This is a genomic window from Mesorhizobium sp. M2A.F.Ca.ET.043.02.1.1 (genome assembly GCF_003952405.1).
Classification (GTDB): Bacteria; Pseudomonadota; Alphaproteobacteria; order Rhizobiales; family Rhizobiaceae; genus Mesorhizobium.
The window spans coordinates 577,303-597,557 of sequence record NZ_CP034445.1 but is presented as its reverse complement, the minus strand read 5'-3'; the positions used below and the strand labels follow the sequence as shown (position 1 = coordinate 597,557).

Genomic DNA, 20,255 nt, shown 5'->3' with positions numbered 1-20,255 from the left:
CGCCTCGCTTCCTCTGACGAATCCGCCCCGGCCCTTGCCGGATTGATTCAAGAGGAAAGATCAAATCCATGACCTATCAGAATTATTCGCTGAAGCAGCTTCAGCAGATCGACGCCGCGCATCACCTTCATCCCTTCACCGACCACAAGGAGCTGCGCGAGGCAGGCTCGCGCATCATCACCCACGCCAACGGCCCGTTCATCTACGACGCCGACGGCACCGAAATCCTCGACGGCATGGCCGGCCTTTGGTGCGTCAATGTCGGCTATGGCCGCGACGAACTGGCCGAGGCCGCCTACGCGCAGATGAAGGAGCTGCCTTATTACAACTCCTTCTTCAAATGCTCGACGCCGACGCCGGTGCTGTTGTCGAAGAAGCTGGCGGAGCTGGCCCCCAAGCATGTCAGCCAGGTCTTCTATGGCTCGTCCGGTTCGGAGGCCAACGACACGGCGCTCAGGCTCGTGCGCCACTACTGGGCGCTCGAAGGCAAGCCCGAGAAGAACCGCATCATCTCCCGCAAGATGGCTTATCACGGCTCGACCATCGCCGGCACGTCGCTCGGCGGCATGGAGCCGATGCACAAGCAGCTCGGCGGCGCGGTGCCCAACATCGTCCATGTGATGATGCCCTATGCCTATGAGCTGGCGCTGCCCGGCGAAAGCGACCATGATTTCGGCATCCGCGCGGCCAAGGCGGTCGAGGACGCGATCCTCGAAGCCGGCGCCGACAAAGTGGCCGCCTTCATCGGCGAGCCGGTGATGGGTGCCGGCGGGGTAAAAATCCCGCCGATGAGCTACTGGCCGGAAGTCGAGCGCATCTGCCGCAAATACGATGTGCTCTTGATGCTGGACGAAGTGATCACCGGCTATGGCCGCACCGGCGAATGGTTTGCGGCGCAGACCTTCGGCATCGAGCCCGACACCATCACCACCGCCAAGGCGCTGACCTCGGGCTACCAGCCGCTATCGGCGCTGCTGGTCGGCGATCGTGTCGCCAGCACGCTGGTGGAAAAGGGCGGCGAGTTCTATCACGGCTACACCTATTCCGGTCATCCGGTGGCCTGCGCGGTGGCGTTGAAGAACCTCGAGATCATCGAGAAGGAAGGCTTGGTCGAGCGCGTCAAGAACGACACCGGTCCCTATTTCGCGCAGGCGCTGCAGGAGAGGATCGCCGGGCACAGGCTGGTCGGCGAGGTGCGTTCGATCGGCCTGATGGGCGCGATCGAGATCGTCAAGGACAAGGCGACCAAGGAACGCTATCTGCCGTCGGGAAGTGCGGCGGTCGTCGTGCGCGACCACGCGATCGCGAACGGCATGATGCTGCGGGCCACCGGCGACACGATGATTCTCTCGCCGCCGCTGATCTGGACGCGCGACACGATCGACATGGCCTGCGAGCGGATCGCGAAGGCGCTCGATCTCGCGGATACCGATTTGCGAAAGCGCTGAGGGGATATTGTCCGGGCGCTCCCGATGGGCGCCCGGTCCATTCCTGTGCGCGATGCCTCCAAAACGCAAAAACCGCGCCCCAATGGGAACGCGGCTTTGCCAGATACGCATGGCGTTTCGCGACGAGGATACTTGCGAAACTTACGGGCTCCGGTACGCGAGACCTGATCCGGAGCGCCGGGCGGACGCGCTGTCCGCCTCGCAATCCGTTTTAAAGGCACATCGTTACCGGTGGGTTAGCGAGACCTTAAGCAAATCTAAATTTGCCGGCTTCGCGCTGGCAAATATCTCAAATAGCCTTTTAAAGTCAGTATCTTACGGCTTATTGCCGCGCAGGAAATTAATAATGCCGGAAAAATCGATGCCGGCATGCCCCTGCGCGTTGAATAGCGCATAAAGCTGAGTGGCTTCGGCACCGAGCGGGGTTACGGCGCCCGCGCCCTGCGCGGCTTCCTGCGACAGTTTCAGGTCCTTCAGCATGAGCGCTGCGGCAAAGCCGGGCTTGTAGTCGCGATTGGCCGGCGAGGCCGGCACCGGGCCGGGCACAGGGCAGTAGGTGGTCAGCGACCAGCACTGGCCGGAAGAGGTGGATGCGACGTCAAACAGCGCCTGGTGCGACAGGCCGAGCTTTTCGGCCAGCACAAAGGCTTCGGCGACGCCGATCATCGAGATGCCGAGAATCATGTTGTTGCAGATCTTGGCCGCCTGGCCGGCGCCGTCGCCGCCGCAATGAACGATGCGCCCGGCCATCGGCTTCAGGATCGGCTCGGCGGTGGCAAAGGCCTCGTCGGAACCGCCGGCCATGAAGGTGAGGGTGCCGGCCGTGGCGCCGCCGGTGCCACCGGAGACCGGGGCGTCGATCGAGGGCAGGCCCTGCCTGGCGGCAATCGCATGCGCCTTGCGCGCCGATTCGACATCGATGGTCGAGGAATCGATGAACAGCGCGCCTTTCTTTGCCTTGGGCGCAATGTCTTCGTAAACCGACAGCACATGCTTGCCCGCGGGCAACATGGTGATGACGACATCGGCGTCCTTCACTGCGGCGACGGCGTTTGCCATCACCGTCACCCCATGCCCTTTCGCGACCGTAAGGTTTTCGGGCACCAGGTCGAAGCCCAGCACCGCATGGCCAGCTTTGACCAGATTGGCAGCCATCGGATTGCCCATGTTGCCTAGGCCGATGAAGGCGATGGTGCTCATTGTCTCTCTCCCAAAAATCTGCTCAGCGACCAATCAGCGCCCGCGCGATGATGACGCGCATGATCTCGTTGGTGCCTTCGAGGATCTGGTGGACGCGGAGATCCCGCACCAGCTTCTCGATGCCGTAATCGTGCAGATAGCCGTAGCCGCCATGCAGCTGCAGCGCCTCGTTCGCAACGTCGAAGCCGATATCGGTGACGAAGCGCTTGGCCATCGCCGACCATTTGCCGGCATCCGGCGCCTTGCGGTCGAGCTTCGAGGCGGCGGCGTAGAGGAAGATGCGGGAGGCCTGCAGCTCCGTCTCCATGTCGGCCAGCCTGAACTGCAGCGCCTGGAACTGGTTGATCTTGGAGCCGAAGGCCTTGCGCTCGCCCGTATAGGCGAGCGCCTTGTCGAGCGCCGATTGAGCGCCGCCGAGCGAGCAGGCGGCGATGTTCAACCGGCCGCCGTCGAGCCCGGCCATGGCGATGCCGAAGCCGGCGCCTTCCGCTGCGAGCAGGTTTTCCGCCGGCACCTTGCAGTCCTCGAACATGACTTGGCGGGTCGACTGCATGTGCCAGCCCATCTTGTGCTCGTTGGCGCCGAAGGACAGGCCCGGCGCGTCCTTGGGTACGACGAAGGTCGAAATGCCCTTCGGGCCATCGCCGCCGGTGCGCGCCATCACTACATAGAGATCGCTGTCGCCGGCGCCGGAGATGAACTGCTTGGCGCCGTTTAGTATGTAATCGTCACCGCTCTTCACCGCGCGCGTCTTCAGCGCGGCGGCGTCCGAGCCGGAGCCGGGCTCGGTCAGGCAATAGCTCGCCAGCCACTCCATCGAGGTCAGTTTCGGCAGGAAGCGCTGGCGCTGCTCGTCCGAGCCGAAGCGGTCGATCATCGAGGCCGCCATGTTGTGAATGGAAATGAAGGAGGAAAAAGCCGGGTCGGCGTGGGCAAGCGCCTCGAAGATCAGCACCGCGTCCAGCCGCCCAAGCGCCGAGCCGCCGACATCGTCGCGCACATAGATGCCGCCGAGGCCGAGCGGGCCGGTCTCGCGGATCACGTCGGCGGGGAAATGCTTTGCCCTGTCCCAGTCGAGCGCATTGGGCGCAACGCGATCCGCCGCGAAGGCCTGGGCCATCTCCTGGATGGCGCGCTGCTCCTCATTGAGTTCGAATTGGCCAGTGCCCGCATCGACTGCCGCGTCCATGGCGTGCTCCCTGTCGTTTCAGGCCTTCTGGCCTGTCGTTTTTGGCTTTGCGCGCCGTTCAATCTAGACCAATGATGCCGCCGCGCAAACCCGGGCCGTTGAGAACCGGCTGTGCATGGAATGACTAACGGAGCTCTTGCGTGCCGACAATTTTCGATGAGTTGCTGGAGCGATTCCACGCCTATCTAGCCGGCGTCGACCACGATCTGCTCGCGGACGAAGTCGCGCGCATCGGCTGGAATATGCCTGTCCGTCCTCTCGAACCGCGCGCGCTTGCCTGCCTTGGCCATCTCGACCGCATCGCCGCGCTTGCGCCGCCGGATGCCAGGCCGCTGGCGCGGTTCGTCGCCGACCATCGGGATGCATTGCGCTGGGGGCAGACCTATAGCGCCGCCGATTTCGGGCAGGGTTTCGTCGACAATTACGGCTGGCTGGAAGTGTTCGGCACGCGAGGGCATTTCGTCAATGATGCGGCCGCGGCCGGTCTGCTGATCCTCGGGCCGGACATCGTCTATCCCGACCACCACCACATCGCGGAAGAAATCTACATTCCACTGACCGGCGGCACCGAGTGGCGAATGGGCGAGGGGGATTTTCATATTCGCGGCGCCGGCGAGATGATCCACCACGCATCGAATGTCAGCCATGCCATGCGCACCGGCAAGGAACCGCTGATGGCGCTCTATCTCTGGCGCGGCGGGCCGTTGGCGCAGAAGTCGACCATCGGTTCGGGGAGCAGGGGCTGATGGCAAAAGCGATCATGCTGCAGGGCACCGGCTCCGATGTCGGCAAGACCGTGCTAGTAGCGGGGCTTTGCCGGGCCGCGAAGAATCGCGGCCTGAAGGTCCGGCCGTTCAAGCCGCAGAACATGTCGAACAATGCCGCCGTGGCCGACATTCCCGGCGAGGTCGGCGAAGGTGAGATCGGCCGCGGGCAATGGTTGCAGGCGCTGGCCTGCGGGGTGAGGCCGACCGTGCACATGAACCCGGTGCTGCTCAAGCCGCAGAGCGACATCGGCTCGCAAGTGGTGGTGCAGGGCAAGGTCCATGGCGAGGCGCGGGCGCGTGACTACCAGGCGATGAAAGCCAAGCTGATGGACGCGGTGCTCGATTCCTGGGCCAAGGTCGGCGAGGGCGCCGACCTGGTCATTGTCGAGGGCGCGGGCTCGCCAGCCGAGATCAATCTCCGCAGCCGCGACATCGCCAATATGGGTTTTGCGACGCGCGCCAATGTGCCGGTGATCCTGGTCGGCGACATCGATCGTGGCGGCGTCATCGCCTCGGTCGCCGGCACGCATCTCATCCTGCCGGAGGAAGACCGGCGCATGATCGCCGGCTACCTGATCAACAAGTTCCGCGGCGATGTCTCGCTGTTCGACGACGGCATCAAGGGGATCGAAAAGTTCACGGGCTGGCCCTGCTTCGGCGTCGTGCCCTGGCTGAAGGCGGCCGGCCGATTGCCCTCCGAGGATTCCGTGGTGCTCGAGCGCCTCGCGTCCGGCGGGAAGCGGGCGCTGAAGGTGGCCGTGCCGATGCTGGCGCGCATCGCCAATTTCGACGATCTCGATCCGCTGAAGGCCGAGCCGCAGGTCGAGGTGGTGTTCGTGCCGCCGGGCAAGAGGCTGCCGGAGGATGCCGGGCTGGTCGTCATCCCCGGCTCCAAATCGACCATCGGCGATCTCATCAAATTCCGCGAGAATGGCTGGGACCGCGACCTTCTTGCCCACCGCAAGCGCGGCGGCCATGTCGTCGGTATCTGCGGCGGCTATCAGATGCTCGGCCGCATGGTGCGCGATCCCGACGGCATCGAAGGCAGTGTGACCGAGGCCGAGGGCCTCGGCCTGCTCGACATCGAAACGGTGATGGAGCCGGAAAAGACCGTGCGCAATTCAAGCGCCCAGTCGGTGCAGTTCGGCCTGCCACTCGAGGGCTATGAAATCCATCTCGGCCGCACCACCGGCCCGGACACGGCGCGGCCGTCGACGATCCTAAACGGTGTCGAGGACGGCGCGGTCTCCGCCGACGGCAAGGTGATCGGCACCTACTTGCACGGGCTGTTTTCCGCCGACGTCTTTCGCGCCGCCTATCTGGAGAGCCTTGGCGTCAAAGGCGGCGGCATCGACTATCGCGCCGAGGTCGAGAAGGCGCTGGACGAGGTCGCAGTCGAACTGGAACGACATCTCGACTGTGACGCGATCTTTGGCCTGGCGCGATAGGTCCGTTCCACCGCACAGCGGCCGGACCAGCCGCATGTGCCCTGCGCATCGGTGTCGTGGCGGTTAGCCGAGCCATTTATGCGGTCGTCATTCTATGGCGGAGCAAGGAGCGAAGCGACGCGCGCAGACCATAGAATCCATTCCGTGACGTCGAGGCGTTGCAGCCGTGCAGAATTCTGCTCCGCTGCATTCCGCGGCGAAAGTAACGGAATGGATCCTCGGGTCTACGCGTCCGCTTCGGTCCCGCTCCGCCCGTGGATGACGAAGTTGGGATGCTGTCGCTAACCTCAAGCGACGACGCTGGATCCTGGGATGGCGCGCTGGCTCGTCGGACAAGGCGCAAGCTAGGCAGACCGCGTCCTCAAATCAAAAGCGCCCGGCAGGGCCGGGCGCTCCGAGATGCCTGAGATCTGCGAATTTCAAGCGCCGCGCATCAAACAGCCGGCGGCGAGCACGATGTAAGCGATGAGCATGATCCAAACGGACGCAAGCGGAATGAATGCAAGAACGCCAAGAGCGGCAAGAAGGCCGATGACGGCGATGACCAACGAAATAATGAACACGATCTGGGTGGGTGCACTGAGATTCATGTCTGGTCCCTCCAACATGATTCGCAACGCCTGGAGTCTATCAGCAGGCGCTTCATACACCAATGAACTGGCGCAGCGGATTGGCGGGATCGGCTAACAACTTGACCGCTAGGGCCAGGCAGACCACGACGAGCAGCGGCTTGATCAGCCGGGAACCGATGCGGATGGCAAGGCTCGCGCCGACGCGGGCGCCGATGAATTGTGCTGCGCCCATCATCAGGCCGATTTTCCAGTCGATAACGCCGACGGCGGCGAAGACGATGAAGCCGCCGATGTTGGAGGCGAAGTTAAGCAGCTTGGTGTGCGCCGTCGCCTTGAGCACGCCGTAGCCGGCAAGCGTAACGAAGGCGAGCATGTAGAAGGAGCCTGCGCCGGGGCCGAAGACGCCGTCATAGAAGCCGATCAGCGGCGGGATGATCAGCCCGAACAGGAAGGGCGACAGCCGCTCGGCGCGGTCAACGTCGTCCATGTTCGGCTTCAGCGCGAAATAGAGCGCGATGGCGATCAGGAGCAGCGGCAGCAGTGCACGCAGGAAATCGCCGGGCACGACCGTCGCCAAAAGGGCGCCGACCGCGCCGCCGGCAAGCGCCAGCAGCGCCGACGGCAGCTGGCGGCGCAGGTCGACCTGGCCGTTAGCGGCATAGTGGATGGTGGCCGAGCCGGAGCCGAACATGCCTTGCAATTTGTTGGTGCCGAGGGCTGCGACCGGCGAAAAGCCGGCGAGCAGCAGTGCCGGGATGGTGATCAGCCCGCCGCCGCCGGCGATCGAGTCGACGAAGCCGGCCGCAAAGGCGGCGGCAATCAGGATGAGTATGGTCTGCAGGGTAAGATCGATCATCGGGGAGGGATGCCTGGAAGGAAACCGCAGCTTCCACCACGCTCGTCTCGTTTGCGCAAGAGCGATTCCAAGCCAGAGCGGCTCGCCGTTACACGCCGAACCGCTCTGTCAGTCGCTTTGGCGCAATTCCGGACGGAAAACCGCTTCACACTTTTCCTGGAATTGCTCTAACAATCAGGTCGAATCGCAAAGGGGAGCTTGATGGCGATGGCGCTGCTCGACCAGATACGTTCGATCTTCGACGGTGACCCGGGCGTGCGCAAGGTGGCGGACGATCCGGTGCTGTCGGCGGAGCTTTTGATGCTGTTTCGCATGATCCTGGCCGACGGTTCGGTTTCGGAGAGCGAGATGGTCGTCTTCCGCCGCATCTGCAGGGAAGCCTTCGGCATTCCCGAGGCCTCGATCGACAGCGTCATCGAATATCTCAACGATTATGGCTACGAGACCAACGGCTCGCAGGCGATCGCGCTGTTCCGCGACCTCGATGTCGAGCGCCGGAAGCTGCTCGCGCGCCATATGGCCGAGATCGCCAAGGCCGATTCCAAATTGGCGGAGAGTGAGGTGAAGCTGCTGCGCCGCACGCTCGACTTGCTCGATATCAGCCCGGTCGATCTGGTGAAGCCGGAGGAATAGCCGGCCCGGCCGGCTGCTTAGCCCTGTTCCTGCATGCGTCGCGCGATGGCTCGGTGAAGATCGGGCGCCGCCGCGACCAGCGCTCGCGCGGCTTCCGAGCTGGGATGGTCAAGCACGTCGGCAGTCTGGCCGCGCTCGACGATCTTGCCTTCATGCATGACCAGCACCTCGTCCGCCATGGCGCGGGCGACCGTCAGGTCATGGGTGATGAAGAGATAGGCGATGCCGAGCTTCTGATTGAGCTCGGCGAAAAGGTCGAGGATCTGGGCGCGGATCGAGACGTCCAGCGCCGAGACCGGCTCGTCGGCCACCACCAGCTTTGGGCGGGTGATGATGGCGCGGGCGATCGACAGGCGCTGGCGCTGGCCGCCCGAGAATTCATGCGGATATTTGTCCATGTCGCGCGGACCGAGCCCGACTTCGTGCAGCGCATGCGCGACCATCTCGCGCCGCTCGGCCTGCGTCGGCTGCTTTTGCAGAAGATGCAGCGGCTCTGCCACCAGCTTCTCCACCTTCTGGCGCGGGTCGAAGGAGCCGTAGGGATCCTGGAACACGACCTGCATGTCGCGCCGCGCCGGCTTCAGCTCGGCCTCCGCTTTACCCGTGATGGCCTCGCCGCGAAAGCGGATCGTGCCCGCCGTCGGCTTGTCCAAGGCGAGGATCATGCGGGCAAGCGTGGACTTGCCGCAACCGGAGCGGCCGACGAGGGCCACGGATTGCGCGGGCTCGATGGTGAGCGAGACATTGTCGACGGCGCGGATCGGCTGCGCCGGCCGGAACAGGGATTTGCGCCGGCTCGGATAGTCCCGGCCGATGCCTTCGACTTCGAGCAAGGGTTTTGCCGACCCGGCAAGATGCGGCTTCGGCCGCGCCGGCACATGCATGGAAGCCAGTGCCAGCTCGCGCGTATAGGGGTGTTGTTGCTCGGACAGCGTGCGCGCGGTGTCGCCGGCTTCCGTCACCTCGCCATGGCGCAGGATGGTCAGGCGGTCGGCCATCTCGGTGACAACAGCGAGGTCGTGCGAGATGAGCAGCAGGCCCATGCGGTTTTCGCGGACCAGATCGCGCAACAGATCGAGGATCTGCGCCTGCAGCACCACGTCGAGCGCCGTCGTCGGCTCGTCGGCGATCAGTAGCTTAGGCTTCAGCGCGCAGGCGATGGCGATGACAACGCGCTGGCGCTGGCCGCCGGAAAGTTCGTGCGGATAGCGCGACAGCGGGAACTTGGCTTCCGGCAGCCCGACGCGGTCGAGGATCTTTCGCGCGCGGTCCTCGGCTTCGGCGCGGCCCGCCTTGGTGTGCCAGCGAATGCCTTCGGCCACCTGTTTGCCGATCGTCTTGACCGGATTGAGCGCCGTCATCGGCTCCTGGAAGACCATGCCGATATCGTCGCCGCGCAAGGCGCACATCTGGTCTTCGGTGGCGCGGAGGATGTCGATGCCGTCAAAGGTCACGCGACCCTCGGCGCGCGCCAGATGCGGCAGCAACTGCATGACGGTCAGCGCCGTCATCGACTTGCCGGAGCCGGATTCGCCGACAAGGCCGACGACCTCGCCCGGCAAGACTGTCAGCTCGACGCCTTTCAGGATGGGTGTGGCGCCGATCGTCAGCGACAGGTTCTCGATCTCGAGCAGGCTCATCGGCGCCGCCGTGATTTCGGATCGAGGATATCGGCGATGCCGTCGCCGAGCAGGTTCAGCCCAAGCACGGTGATGACGATCGCCATGCCTGGAAAGATCGCCATCCAGGGCGCGGTCACCATGCGCGTCTGTGCGTCGAACAGCATGCGGCCCCAGCTCGGCATGGGCGGCTGCGCGCCGAGGCCGACATAAGAAAGCCCGGCTTCGGCGAGGATGCCCAGCGCGAACTGGATGGTGCCCTGGACCAAAAGCAGCGTCGCGATGTTGGGCAGGATGTGCTCGATGGTGATGCGCGTCATGCCCTTGCCGGCGGCGCGCGCGGCGAGAATGAATTCGCGCGGCCAGATCGCCAGCGCACCGGCGCGGGCGACGCGCGCAAAGACCGGTATGTTGAAGATGCCGATGGCGATGATGGCGTTGACGGCGCCCGGGCCGAAGATCGCGGTGATCATGATCGCCGAGAGCAGCGCCGGGAAGGCGAAGACGAGATCGTTGACGCGCATCAGCGCCTCGTCAACTATCCCGCCGCGCGCGGCGGCGAAAGCGCCTAGCGGCACGCCGATGCCCATGCCGATGCCGACCGCAACCAGCGCCACGGCGATCGAATTGCGGGCGCCGACCATGATCATCGACAGGATGTCGCGGCCGAAATGGTCGGTGCCGAACCCGTGCGCCCAGGAGGGCGGCTGCGTCTTGTCGGCAATGACTAGTTTGGTGACGTCGTAAGGCGTCCAGACGAAGGAGACGAGCGCGACGGCCACGATCAGCAGCGTGATGGCCAGACCGATCAGGAAGGAGCGGTTGCCGAAGGCCTTGGCCAGCACGCCGGCAATGGTTTCCTCGGGCAGGTCGATGCGCATGGTCATTGCCGGCCCCTGAGGCGCGGGTCGACGATGGCGTAGGAGAAATCGACGAGCAGGTTGATCAGGATCACGGCGGCGACCAGAAGCATGACGATGCTCTCGACCACGATCAGGTCGCGCTGGGTGATGGCCTGGAAAATCAGGCGGCCGAGGCCAGGCAGGTAGAAGACATTCTCGATGATGATGGTGCCGGCGAGCAGGAAGGCAAATTGCAGGCCGAGGATGGTGAGCACGGGGATCATGGCGTTGCGGAGCGCATGGCGCCAGAGCACGGCGCGGTAGGGCAGGCCCTTGGCGCGCGCGGTGCGGATATAATCCTCGTTCAGCACCTCGATGAGCGCCGAGCGGGCGACGCGCCCCAGGATCGCCGCCTGCGGCAGCGCCAGGGCCACGGCCGGCAGGATAAGGGATTTCAACGCGGTCCAGACACCGGCGCCCCAACCCGGGAAGCCGCCGGCCGGCACCAGCCGCAGCCAGACGGCAAAGAGATAGATCAGCATCAGCGCGAACCAGAAATTCGGCACGGCGACGCCGAGCTGGGCCGCGCCCATGGCAAGCGTATCACCGGCGCGGCCCTGGCGGCTGGCCGAGAACACGCCGACCGGAATGGCGATGATGGTCGAGAGCGCCAGCGCGATCAGCGCCAGCGGCAGGGAAACGGCGATGCGTTCCCGCACCAGATCGATGACGGGCACCGAATAGGTGTAGGAACGGCCGAAATCGAGGCTGAGCAAGCCGCCCGCCCAGTGCAGGTAGCGCAGCAGCAGCGGCGCGTTCAGCCCCATCTGGTCGCGCAGCATCTCGACCTGGTCGGCGCTGGCATTCAAGCCCAGCATCAGGCGCGCCGGATCGCCCGGCAGGACCTCCATGACCGCGAACACCACGATCGAGGCCAGCACCAGGGTGAGGGCCGAGATGATGAGACGTTTGAGGAGGTAGACGGTCATGGGAAGCGATCGGGCGATCGCGCCGGGCTCAATCCGTCCACTTCACCTGGGTGAGGTCATCCGCCTCGATCGGCCAGTTCGTCCACATGCCCTGCAGCTTGGCGTCCCACACACCGATCTTGGGCAGCTCGAACAGGTAGACGGCGGGCACGTCGTGGGCGAGTATCTTCTGCGCCTCGCCCAGCAGCTCCAGCCTCTTATCCTTGTCGACCGTGGTCCCGAGCGCCTTGATCACATCGTTGAACTTCGGGTTGTCATACTGGAAATAGTAGCCGGGCCGCGAATAGATATCGATGTCGTTGGGCTCGACATGGGAAACGATCGTCAGGTCGTAGTCCTTGTTGGTGAAGACCTGGCTCAGCCACTCCGCCCATTCGACCGGAATGATCTGCAGATCGACCCCGATCTCCTTCAGTTGGGACTGAATCACCTGGCCGCCGTCGCGTGCGTAAGGGACGGGCGGCAGCTTGATCGTGGCCGAAAAGCCGTTCTCCAGCCCCGCTTCCTTCAGATACGCCTTGGCCTTGGCGATGTCGTGCGGGTAGACGCCGGTGAGATCGACATAGCCCGCGTCGCCTGGCGAAAAATGAGAGCCGATCGGCTTTCCAAGACCGTTCGAGGCGGCCGCGATGATGGCATTGCGATCGATCGCCGAGGCGAGCGCCTGCCGCACCGCCAGCTTGTCGAAGGGCGGCTTCTTGTTGTTGATCGACAGGATCGTTTCGCCCTCGGTCGAGCCGATCACCATGCTGAAGCGCGGATCGGACTGGATCTGCCCGAGCGCGTCCTGTGCGGGCATGTTGGCGAAAGCCTGGATGTCGCCCGAGAGCAAGGCGGGGACGGCCGCGGCCGCGTCGGGCACGATTCGGAATGTCGCCTTGTCGAGCGCGGCGGCTGTACCCCAGTAGTCCGGGTTCTTGACGAGCGTGATCTCGGAACCCTTGGCCCAGTGATCGAGCTTGAATGGACCGGTGCCGATCGGCTTGTCCTTATTGCCGTCGGCCGACCCCTTCGCCACGATCACTGCCGCAACTTGGCCCATGTCGTAAAGGAAGCTGCCCTGCGGCCCGTCGAGAGTGACCTTGACGGTCGTCGGATCGACCGCCGTGACATCGGTGATGTGGGCAAAGAGCTGCTTTTGCGGATTGAGCGAATCCTTGGTACGCGCACGATCCAGCGAGAATTTCACGTCGTCGGCGCTGAAGGCCGAGCCATCGTGGAACTTCACGCCGGAATGCAGCTTGAACGTGTAGGCCTTGCCGTCGTCGGAGACTGCCCAGCTCTCGGCGAGAGCGGGCTGAACCTGGCCGTTGTCGTCGATGCGCGTCAACCCTTCAAAGACATTGGCATAGGTGACTTCGCCGATGGCCGCGGCCGCGCCGGCGGTTGGATCGAGATGTGGCGGCTCGAGCACGATGCCGAGCGTGAGGTCGGTGCGCGTGGCAAAGGCCGAGGTGGCGGCGGCAAGCGACAGGGTAGCCGCGGCCAGGATGGTCTTCCACAGTCTCATCGCTGAACTCCCATTGCTCAAACATGCTCAAGCTGGCGGATAGAAGCGTGATTTGGCGCGCGAGTAAATTGCGTTTCGTGCTGCCGGGCGGCGCCAGGCGGAATGTTTTTGCCCATTAGCCGGTCGTGCCGCGCAAGAGCACATTGAGGCCGATCGCCATCACCTTGGCCGATTCCACCATGTCGGCGATGCCCACCCATTCGTCCGGCCTATGCGCGAGGTCGAGAATGCCCGGGCCATAGGCGATGCAGTCGTAGAGGTGGCCGAGGCGCGCGACGTGCTTCTGGTCGTAGGTGCCGGGCGAGATCACATAGTCGGGTTCGCGGTCGAACACCTCCATGATGCCCTTCGCGACGGCCTTCACCACTGGCGCGTCGCGCTCGGTCATCAGCGGCAGCACCTCCATCAGGTCGCGGATCTCATAGTCGAATTTCTTGCGCTCGCGTTTCAGCCGCTCCAGGATGCCGGTGACCTCGCCCTTGACGGTGGCGATATCCTCTTCGAGCAGGAAGCGCCGGTCGATGGTGAGCCGGCACCAATCCGGCACGTTGGGCGAGGGAAGCCCCGGCCGGAAATCCTCGGTCTGGCCGCCATGGATGGAATTGATGTTCATGGTCGAGCGCCGGGCGCCTTCCGGCACCACCGGCATGCGGGTCATCTTGCGGTCGAGCGCCGGGAAGAGTTCCTCCTCGAAAGCCTGCAGGACGGCGCCCATATGGCGCACCGCATTGTCGCCGAGGAACGGCATCGAGCCATGCGCGATCTCGCCCTTGGTCTCGATCTCGGCCCACCAGACGCCGCGATGGCCGAGGCAGATGCGGTCCTTGTTCAAGGGTTCCGGGATGATGACGTGGTCGACCTTCGGCTTGGAGAAATAGCCGAGCCTGGCCAGATGGGCGACGCCGCCGAAACCGCCGGATTCCTCATCCGCCGTGCCCGAGATCTCGATGGCGCCGGGAAAGCCGGGATAGGCTTCCATGAAGGCTTCGACGGCGATGACCGAGGCCGCCAGGCCGCCCTTCATGTCGCAGGCACCGCGGCCATAGACCCTGCCGTCCTTCACCACGCCGGCAAAGGGATCGACGGCCCAGCCGTCGCCGGCCTCGACGACGTCGATATGCGAGTTGAAATGCACGCAGGGGCCGGGCGAGCGGCCGTCGAGGCGGGCGACCACGTTGACGCGCGGATAGCGGTCGCTGTCGCCTGGCGCGCCCTCGGCACGGATGAATTCGGTTTCGAAGCCGAGTTTCTTCAGGCGCTCGCCCAGGAACTCGGCGCATGGCCGGTAGGCCTCGCCCGGCGGATTGACGGTCGGGAAGCGGATCAGGTCCGCGGTCAGCGCAACCAAGTCGTCTGTCCGGTCCTCGACCGCCCCGAGAAGCCGCTCATTCATGCGAAGTCGTTCACTCATTCGGTGGATTGAAGAAGGAACGCAGCACTTTTGCAAGCAACCAGTCGCACATTGCCACACGACGATCGGGGGATGGCCCAACGCTCGCGCTTAAACTTCAGAGGGTGCGTGTCGAGGCGGCAACTATGCCGGGAAAATCGTTCAAATTCATCGGATTGGATTGGCGGATTCGTCAAGGAGTGTGTGGTACTTAACGCATCTGCCGGCAAAAAGATGGAAAAACCGCGTCAATGGCAGGGGCAATCAAAGGGGTTTGATCGCATGAAAAAGTTCGTTCTCATGGCAACCGTGCTGGCAACCGCGTTGTTCGGCATGTCCATCGCAAGCCGGGCAGCCAACCTGGTCGCCAATATCGACGTCTCGTCGCAGACCATGACCGTCAGCAAATACGGCCAGGTGCTCTACCGCTGGAGCGTGTCGACGGCGCGCCCCGGCTATTTCACGCCGCGCGGCAGCTACCGGCCGCAATGGACCGCCCGGATGTGGTATTCGCGCAAGTATGACAACTCGCCGATGCCGTATTCCGTGTTCTTCCACGGCGGCTACGCCATTCACGGCACCGGGGCGGTGAGACATCTCGGGCGCCCGGCGTCGCATGGCTGCGTGCGCCTGCATCCGGCCAACGCCGCGACGTTCTACGCGATGGTCAAGGAAGCCGGCTTCGGCAACACGCGGATCGTCGTGACCAACTAATTGCGATAATGCTGGCCAGTTATTGGTCAGCTGCCGCCTTCGCCTGTCGGCGCTTGCGGCGGCGGCCGCTGATTTCCCAACGCTTGTGGAACCACATCCATTGTCCTGGATCCTCGCGCACCCAGCGCTCGACCACATCGGTGAGCAGCTGGGTGGTGGCGTCGACATCGACGCTGCCCTCTTCGGTGCGCGGGAAGTCCAGCTTGTCCTCGATCTCAAGACGAAAGCGGTTGCCCGGCAGCCTGACGCAGCGGGCGGGGTAGACATCGCAGTCATAGTGGCGGGCAAGCATGCCAAGCATCGGGTTGGTCTGGCATGGACGGCCGAAGAAGGTCGTCTCCACGCCGCCCGAGAATTTCTGATCGACCAACACGCCGATATTGCCGCCCTTTTCCAGGATGGCGGCAAGGGCGAAGGAGGCACCGGCGGCGGAGGGCAGCAGGGCGCCCATCGAGGAGCGGCGCGTCGAATGGATGTAGTCGGCGAGGTAAGGATTGTTCGGCGGGCGAAACAGCGCCGTGATGTTCATGCCGAACGTGGCCGCGGCCACCGGCAGCAGCTCGAAATTGCCGAGATGACCGGTGAAGAGGATGTGCGGCTTCTTCTCGCCGGCGATCGCGACGAAATGCTCTATGCCGCGAACCTCGACCCGGCCCGGTTTCGAAGCGTCCGGGTCGAAGTCGAACAATGCATCGAGGAAGATGTATTCGGCCGCAAGGCGGGCCATGTTGCCCCACATGTCGCGCGCGATGGCCTCGATTTCGGCGTCGCTCTTTTGTGGATAGGCAAGGCGCAGATTGTTGACCGCGACGCGGTGGCGCCCGACCAGCGGACCGACCCGGCGGGCGGCGCGGTCGGCGAAGTTGAGCGCGCTGTCCGGCGGCAACAGGCGCAGCAGCGACAGCAACACCATGGCGAGCCTGGCGACCAGCCAGTGCTCCATCTGGCGCAGCCGCAGGCCGTAGCGGAACATGAAGTCCCGGCGGGCTTTCCTGAGCGCGTTGCCGACCATCCGCCTTTCCTGGAACTGCTTTAGGAAACGCGCAGGATGATCTTGCCGAAGACGTCGCGGCCTTCCATGCGCTTCAGCGCTGCATCGATGTCATCGAAACCCACCTCGGTGTCGATGACGGGGACGACGAGACCGGCGGCCATCTTCTGCATGGCGTTGGCCATGTTCTCCATGCGGCAGCCGAAGGAACCGAGCAGCTTCAGCTGCTGCTGGAAGAGCTGCATCAGATTGACCTGGGTCGACACGCCCGAGGTCGAACCGCAGGTGACGAGACGGCCGCCGCGCTTCAGCGACAGCATCGAGCCGGCGAAGGTGTCGGCGCCGACATGCTCGAAGACGACGTCGACGCCTTTCTTCTTCGTCAGCTTGCGCACGACGCCCTCGAAACGGTCCTCACGGTAGTTGATGACATGGTCGGCGCCGAGCGCCTTCGCCTTGTCGATCTTGTCGTTCGAGCCGACCGTGGTGATGACTGTGCAGCCCATCTTCTTGGCCAACTGGATGGCAGCAGTGCCGATGCCGGAGCCGCCGGCATGGACGAGAATGGTCTCGCCGGGTTCCAGCTTGGCGTTGTCGAACAGCATGTGCTCGACCGTGCCGAAGGTCACGGGCGCGACCGCCGCGCCGATCTCGGTGACGCCGGGAGGAGCGGGTACCAGCAGGCGCGCCGGCAGGTTGATCTTCTCCTGGGCGAAGCCATCCAGATGGAAGCCATGGACGCCGGAAACATGCTCGCAGAGATTGTCACGGCCTTCGCGGCAGGCGCGGCACAGGCCGCAGGTACGCGCGCCGTAGATGGACACCAACTGCCCCGGCAGCAGGTTGGAGACTCCTGGACCGACCGCCTCGACCTCGCCGGAAGCTTCGGCGCCGACGACCAGCGGCAGCTTGCGCTTGGCGAAAGCCATGCCGCGCCAGCCCCAGACGTCGATATGGTTGAGCGCCACCGCCTTGATGCGGAGCGTCACTTCGCCCAGCGAAGGCGGCGGGGGAGGCGGCAGGTCCACCGTTTCGAGACGGCGATCCTCGATAAGTTGCAATGCGCGCATAGGGCCTGTCAGTCGGTTCTAAAGCGCGTTGCGCTTCAGGTTCTTTGTCATGCATGTCGTTGTCGCAAGACCGATTTCACTTCGGCGCGACATGCATTGGCGGAAAAATGTCCGCTTAGACCGGTTCCCGCGCCATGACAAGGCAGGTGTTCTGGCCGCCGAAGCCGAAAGAGTTCGACAAAACCCTGCCGACCTCGGCGTTGCGCTTCTTGTTCGGGACGACGTCGAGGACAATGGCCGGATCGGGATTGTCGTAATTGATGGTCGGCGGGATGACGCTTTCGCGCATGGTCATCAGCGAGAAGGCGGCCTCGACCGCGCCTGCCGCCGACAGCGTGTGGCCGATCATCGACTTGTTCGACGAGACCGGCATCGAGCCGATACGCTCGCCGAACACGGTGGACAGCGACAGATGCTCCATCTTGTCGTTTTCCGGCGTCGAGGTGCCGTGCGCGTTGACATATTCGATCTCGTCCTCGCTCATGCCCGCATCGGCAAGGACGGCGCGCACCGCCGCGATAGCCGGCGACGCATCGGGCTTGGAGCGAGTGCGGTGGAAATCGTCCGCCTTTTCGCCGCAGCCGCGCATGATGCCGAGGATCGTCGCGCCGCGGGCCAGGGCTGCTTCCAGCGATTCCAGCACCAGAGCGCCAGATCCTTCGGCGAGCACGAAGCCATCGCGATCCTTGGAGAAGGGTTTCGACGCCTTTTCCGGGATGTCGTTATGGGTGGAAAGGGCAGAAAGCAGCGAGAAGCGGATCAGCGCCTCGGCCGTCGCCGAGCCGTCGGCGCCGATCGACAGCGCCTTGTCGCATTCGCCGCGCCGAATCGCCTCGACGCCGAGCTGGATGGCGGTGGCGCCTGAAGCGCATGCGGTCGAGAGCGTTATCGGCAGGCCGCGCGTGCCGAAGCGGTCGGCCAGTCGGTCGGCGATCGAGCCGAACTGGGTGGTTTCGAAGATGTCGAGCTCCTTCAACGCGCGGGCGACGCGCAGCAATCTCTCGGAACCGCCATCCTTCTTGTCGGAATTATAGAGCGAGAAACGGTCGGCCCAGTCGAGCTCGACCGGCGGCGAGGCGAGGAACAGCGGGCCGCCGAAATCGCCGGAATCGAGCCGTGCTTCCGACACGGCTTCTTGGGCCGCGGTCTCCGCCAGTTCGTAAGTGAGGTGGCTTGCGCCCTTCGAGCTCGACGGCAGGAAGTCGACCATGCCGGAAATGCGGGTGTTGAGGTGATCGACCGGAAAGCGGGTGATCGGATGGATGCCGGATTTACCGGACGTCAGCGCCGCCCAGTTGTCGGTCTTGCCGACGCCCAGCGACGTCACGACGCCGATGCCGGTGACGGCCACGACCGGCCTGCCCATGTGGTCTTTGAGATTGGCCATGTTTTGTCCTGACAGCCTCGATCGTACCTCAGGCCGCTTTGATCAGCCCCATGCCCTCGAATTGGTGATAGCCGATCGCCGTTGCAAGGACTGCCTTCGGCGCACCGTCAAACGGCTTCTCGGCTGCGGCATCGAAAACGGGGTAACCGGCCTTGCGGTCGATCGCCATGGCCGCGAGCGCCACGGCGAAGGGGAACTGCGCCTCCTTCATATGGCCGGTCAGCGTCGAGAAGCCGCGCACGGCGAGCGCCGGATTGGCGTCGAGCGCCGCTTTCTCCGCGGCGGTGGCTGCATGAGCGCCCGAAGCGCCGGATATCGTCAGCAGTTCGCCGGCGGGGAATTCGGCCTGCTTCAGTAGGGCCACGATCTCGGCATCCAACTCACCCAGGCGGCGTCTGGCGCGGCCGGACACGATGGGGCCGAGCTCGGCGTAGATCCTTCGGCCGCGGCTTTTCGCGTGCTCGCGCTGCTCCAGCACCAGGAAAGCGCCGCCCGAACCGGTGACCACGCCGCCGCCCTCGGAGCCCTGGCGCTGCCAGACCGGCTTCCAGGGGCCGCGATGCAGGTAGCCGGCGAGCTCGTAGCCCAGCAGCATGTCGGAATGCTCCGTCTGGAAGGCGCCGCCGACCAGAACATGGGTCGACTGTCCCGAGCGGATGCGCGCGGCTGCCGTCTCGACGGCCGAGACGCCGGCGCCTTCCTCGCCCATGAAGGTGCGGGAGGAACCGGTGACCTTGTGGACGATCGATATGTTGCCGGCGAGCAGGTTGGAGAGCTGGGCCAGGAACAAAGTCGGCCGCAGTTCCGTCGTCAGCTTCTCGTTGAGCAGCACGTCGCGGTCGTTGCGGTTTTCGGAAGCCGCGAGGATCGCGGCGTCGACGGCCTCGTCGCGCTCGCCGCCACCGGCCGCCACCACCATGTCCATGGTCGTGCAAAGCTCGTCATTGCCCTTGATTCCGGCATCGTCCAGCGCCAGGCCGGCGGCATAGGTGCCGAGGCGCTGCCAGGTTTCCATCTGGCGCTGGTCGCCGCGCTTGGCGATCTGCAGGTTCCAGTCGATCTCAGGCAGGGGATGAATGGTATAGGGGGCGAAACGCTCGGCGTGGAGCACCGGCTGGAACCCAGGCTGCGTAAGCGTTTGCCAATGGGCATCCGGACCCTCTCCCAGCGAGGAGACAAGGCCGATGCCGGTGATGACGACGTCGTGGGAACTCATGGGCGGCTGTTGTGGGTCAGGCGACTTTTTGATTTTGCGCATGATCCTTTCCGAAAATCGATGCCGATTTCGGGGTCATGCGCGGAGCGCGTCAAGTTCGCGCTCGCCGTAGACATCAGGCGCTCTTGGCCGCGACCAGCGCGTCGATCTTGGCGCACAGGTTCTTCATGACGAAATAGTCGTCGGTCGAGGCCTTGCCGTCATTGACCTCCTGCGTCCACTTTTCCAGCGGCACCTTGATGCCGAATTCCTTGTCGATGGCGAAGACGATGTCGAGGAAATCGAGGCTGTCGATGCCGAGGTCGTCGATGGTGTGGCTCTCGGGCGTGATGGTGTCGATATCGATCTCGCTGGTATCGGCAATGATCTTGGCGACTTTCTCGAATGTGGTGGACAAGGGCTCTTCCTTCGGGT

At 64.3% G+C, this 20,255-nt stretch carries 19 protein-coding genes; 5 read left to right on the top strand and 14 right to left on the bottom strand.

The window, feature by feature from the left end; all coding sequences use genetic code 11:
- Window positions 1-68 precede the first annotated feature (68 nt).
- On the top strand, window positions 69-1,448 hold the full coding sequence (locus EJ068_RS02850) for an aspartate aminotransferase family protein (protein ID WP_127386079.1): 1,380 nt from the start codon (window positions 69-71) through the stop codon (window positions 1,446-1,448).
- Between the two features lie 315 nt (window positions 1,449-1,763).
- On the opposite strand, the gene mmsB is transcribed toward EJ068_RS02850, so the two are convergent.
- On the bottom strand, window positions 1,764-2,648 hold the full coding sequence (gene mmsB, locus EJ068_RS02840) for a 3-hydroxyisobutyrate dehydrogenase (protein WP_127253613.1): 885 nt from the start codon (window positions 2,646-2,648) through the stop codon (window positions 1,764-1,766).
- Between the two features lie 22 nt (window positions 2,649-2,670).
- Window positions 2,671-3,837, bottom strand: a complete 1,167-nt coding sequence (locus EJ068_RS02835) for an isobutyryl-CoA dehydrogenase (protein ID WP_126082199.1) — start codon at window positions 3,835-3,837, stop codon at window positions 2,671-2,673.
- 140 nt (window positions 3,838-3,977) lie between these two features.
- Between EJ068_RS02835 and EJ068_RS02830 the strand changes: the two genes are divergently transcribed.
- Both EJ068_RS02830 and EJ068_RS02825 read left to right on the top strand, forming a co-directional pair.
- A complete protein-coding gene (locus tag EJ068_RS02830) occupies window positions 3,978-4,583 on the top strand; it encodes a dimethylsulfonioproprionate lyase family protein (protein WP_127253612.1) in 606 nt (201 codons plus the stop codon).
- Window positions 4,583-6,052: a cobyric acid synthase gene (locus EJ068_RS02825; protein WP_127253611.1), complete on the top strand. Its 1,470-nt coding sequence runs from the start codon at window positions 4,583-4,585 to the stop codon at window positions 6,050-6,052. Before EJ068_RS02830 ends, EJ068_RS02825 begins: the two co-directional genes overlap by 1 nt.
- A 419-nt stretch (window positions 6,053-6,471) precedes the next feature.
- Here the strand turns inward: EJ068_RS02825 and EJ068_RS02820 are convergent, their stop codons facing one another.
- Together EJ068_RS02820 and EJ068_RS02815 are read right to left on the bottom strand one after the other, a co-directional pair.
- Window positions 6,472-6,642 carry a hypothetical protein gene (locus tag EJ068_RS02820; RefSeq protein ID WP_108702979.1) on the bottom strand — a complete coding sequence of 57 codons (171 nt, stop codon included), beginning with the start codon at window positions 6,640-6,642 and terminating at the stop codon, window positions 6,472-6,474.
- A 52-nt stretch (window positions 6,643-6,694) separates the two neighbouring features.
- Entirely contained in the window at window positions 6,695-7,480 is a 786-nt protein-coding gene (locus EJ068_RS02815) for a TSUP family transporter (protein WP_127386080.1), read from the bottom strand.
- A 201-nt stretch (window positions 7,481-7,681) separates the two neighbouring features.
- On the opposite strand from EJ068_RS02815, the gene EJ068_RS02810 reads away from it, so the two are divergent.
- Entirely contained in the window at window positions 7,682-8,113 is a 432-nt protein-coding gene (locus tag EJ068_RS02810; RefSeq protein ID WP_042644968.1) for a TerB family tellurite resistance protein, read from the top strand.
- Window positions 8,114-8,130: 17 nt separating this feature from the next.
- Here EJ068_RS02810 and EJ068_RS02805 read toward each other — a convergent pair whose 3' ends face one another.
- From EJ068_RS02805 to EJ068_RS02785, 5 genes are all read right to left on the bottom strand, one after another.
- Window positions 8,131-9,753: a dipeptide ABC transporter ATP-binding protein gene (locus tag EJ068_RS02805; RefSeq protein ID WP_127253226.1), complete on the bottom strand. Its 1,623-nt coding sequence runs from the start codon at window positions 9,751-9,753 to the stop codon at window positions 8,131-8,133.
- On the bottom strand, window positions 9,750-10,619 hold the full coding sequence (locus tag EJ068_RS02800) for an ABC transporter permease (RefSeq protein ID WP_127253228.1): 870 nt from the start codon (window positions 10,617-10,619) through the stop codon (window positions 9,750-9,752). The genes EJ068_RS02805 and EJ068_RS02800 overlap by 4 nt, the downstream gene beginning before the upstream one ends.
- Complete coding sequence (locus tag EJ068_RS02795; protein WP_128315187.1) at window positions 10,616-11,563, bottom strand: ABC transporter permease; 948 nt, start codon at window positions 11,561-11,563, stop codon at window positions 10,616-10,618. Before EJ068_RS02795 ends, EJ068_RS02800 begins: the two co-directional genes overlap by 4 nt.
- A gap of 28 nt (window positions 11,564-11,591) precedes the next feature.
- Complete coding sequence (locus EJ068_RS02790; RefSeq protein WP_127253230.1) at window positions 11,592-13,073, bottom strand: ABC transporter substrate-binding protein; 1,482 nt, start codon at window positions 13,071-13,073, stop codon at window positions 11,592-11,594.
- 115 nt (window positions 13,074-13,188) lie between these two features.
- Window positions 13,189-14,466, bottom strand: a complete 1,278-nt coding sequence (locus tag EJ068_RS02785; RefSeq protein WP_127253232.1) for an acetylornithine deacetylase/succinyl-diaminopimelate desuccinylase family protein — start codon at window positions 14,464-14,466, stop codon at window positions 13,189-13,191.
- Between the two features lie 279 nt (window positions 14,467-14,745).
- On the opposite strand from EJ068_RS02785, the gene EJ068_RS02780 reads away from it, so the two are divergent.
- A complete protein-coding gene (locus EJ068_RS02780; protein ID WP_127253235.1) occupies window positions 14,746-15,177 on the top strand; it encodes a L,D-transpeptidase in 432 nt (143 codons plus the stop codon).
- A 19-nt stretch (window positions 15,178-15,196) separates the two neighbouring features.
- On the opposite strand, the gene EJ068_RS02775 is transcribed toward EJ068_RS02780, so the two are convergent.
- From EJ068_RS02775 to EJ068_RS02755, 5 genes are all read right to left on the bottom strand, one after another.
- Entirely contained in the window at window positions 15,197-16,189 is a 993-nt protein-coding gene (locus tag EJ068_RS02775) for a lipid A biosynthesis lauroyl acyltransferase (protein ID WP_127253233.1), read from the bottom strand.
- Window positions 16,190-16,209: 20 nt separating this feature from the next.
- Window positions 16,210-17,238 carry a zinc-binding dehydrogenase gene (locus tag EJ068_RS02770; RefSeq protein WP_129554462.1) on the bottom strand — a complete coding sequence of 343 codons (1,029 nt, stop codon included), beginning with the start codon at window positions 17,236-17,238 and terminating at the stop codon, window positions 16,210-16,212.
- Between the two features lie 115 nt (window positions 17,239-17,353).
- Entirely contained in the window at window positions 17,354-18,625 is a 1,272-nt protein-coding gene (locus EJ068_RS02765) for a beta-ketoacyl-ACP synthase (protein ID WP_127251539.1), read from the bottom strand.
- Between the two features lie 28 nt (window positions 18,626-18,653).
- A complete protein-coding gene (locus EJ068_RS02760; protein WP_127251556.1) occupies window positions 18,654-19,841 on the bottom strand; it encodes a beta-ketoacyl-ACP synthase in 1,188 nt (395 codons plus the stop codon).
- Between the two features lie 115 nt (window positions 19,842-19,956).
- The gene (locus EJ068_RS02755; RefSeq protein ID WP_042644943.1) at window positions 19,957-20,238 is read right to left on the bottom strand and encodes an acyl carrier protein; all 282 of its coding nucleotides are present in this window, start codon (window positions 20,236-20,238) and stop codon (window positions 19,957-19,959) included.
- Window positions 20,239-20,255: the final 17 nt, after the last annotated feature.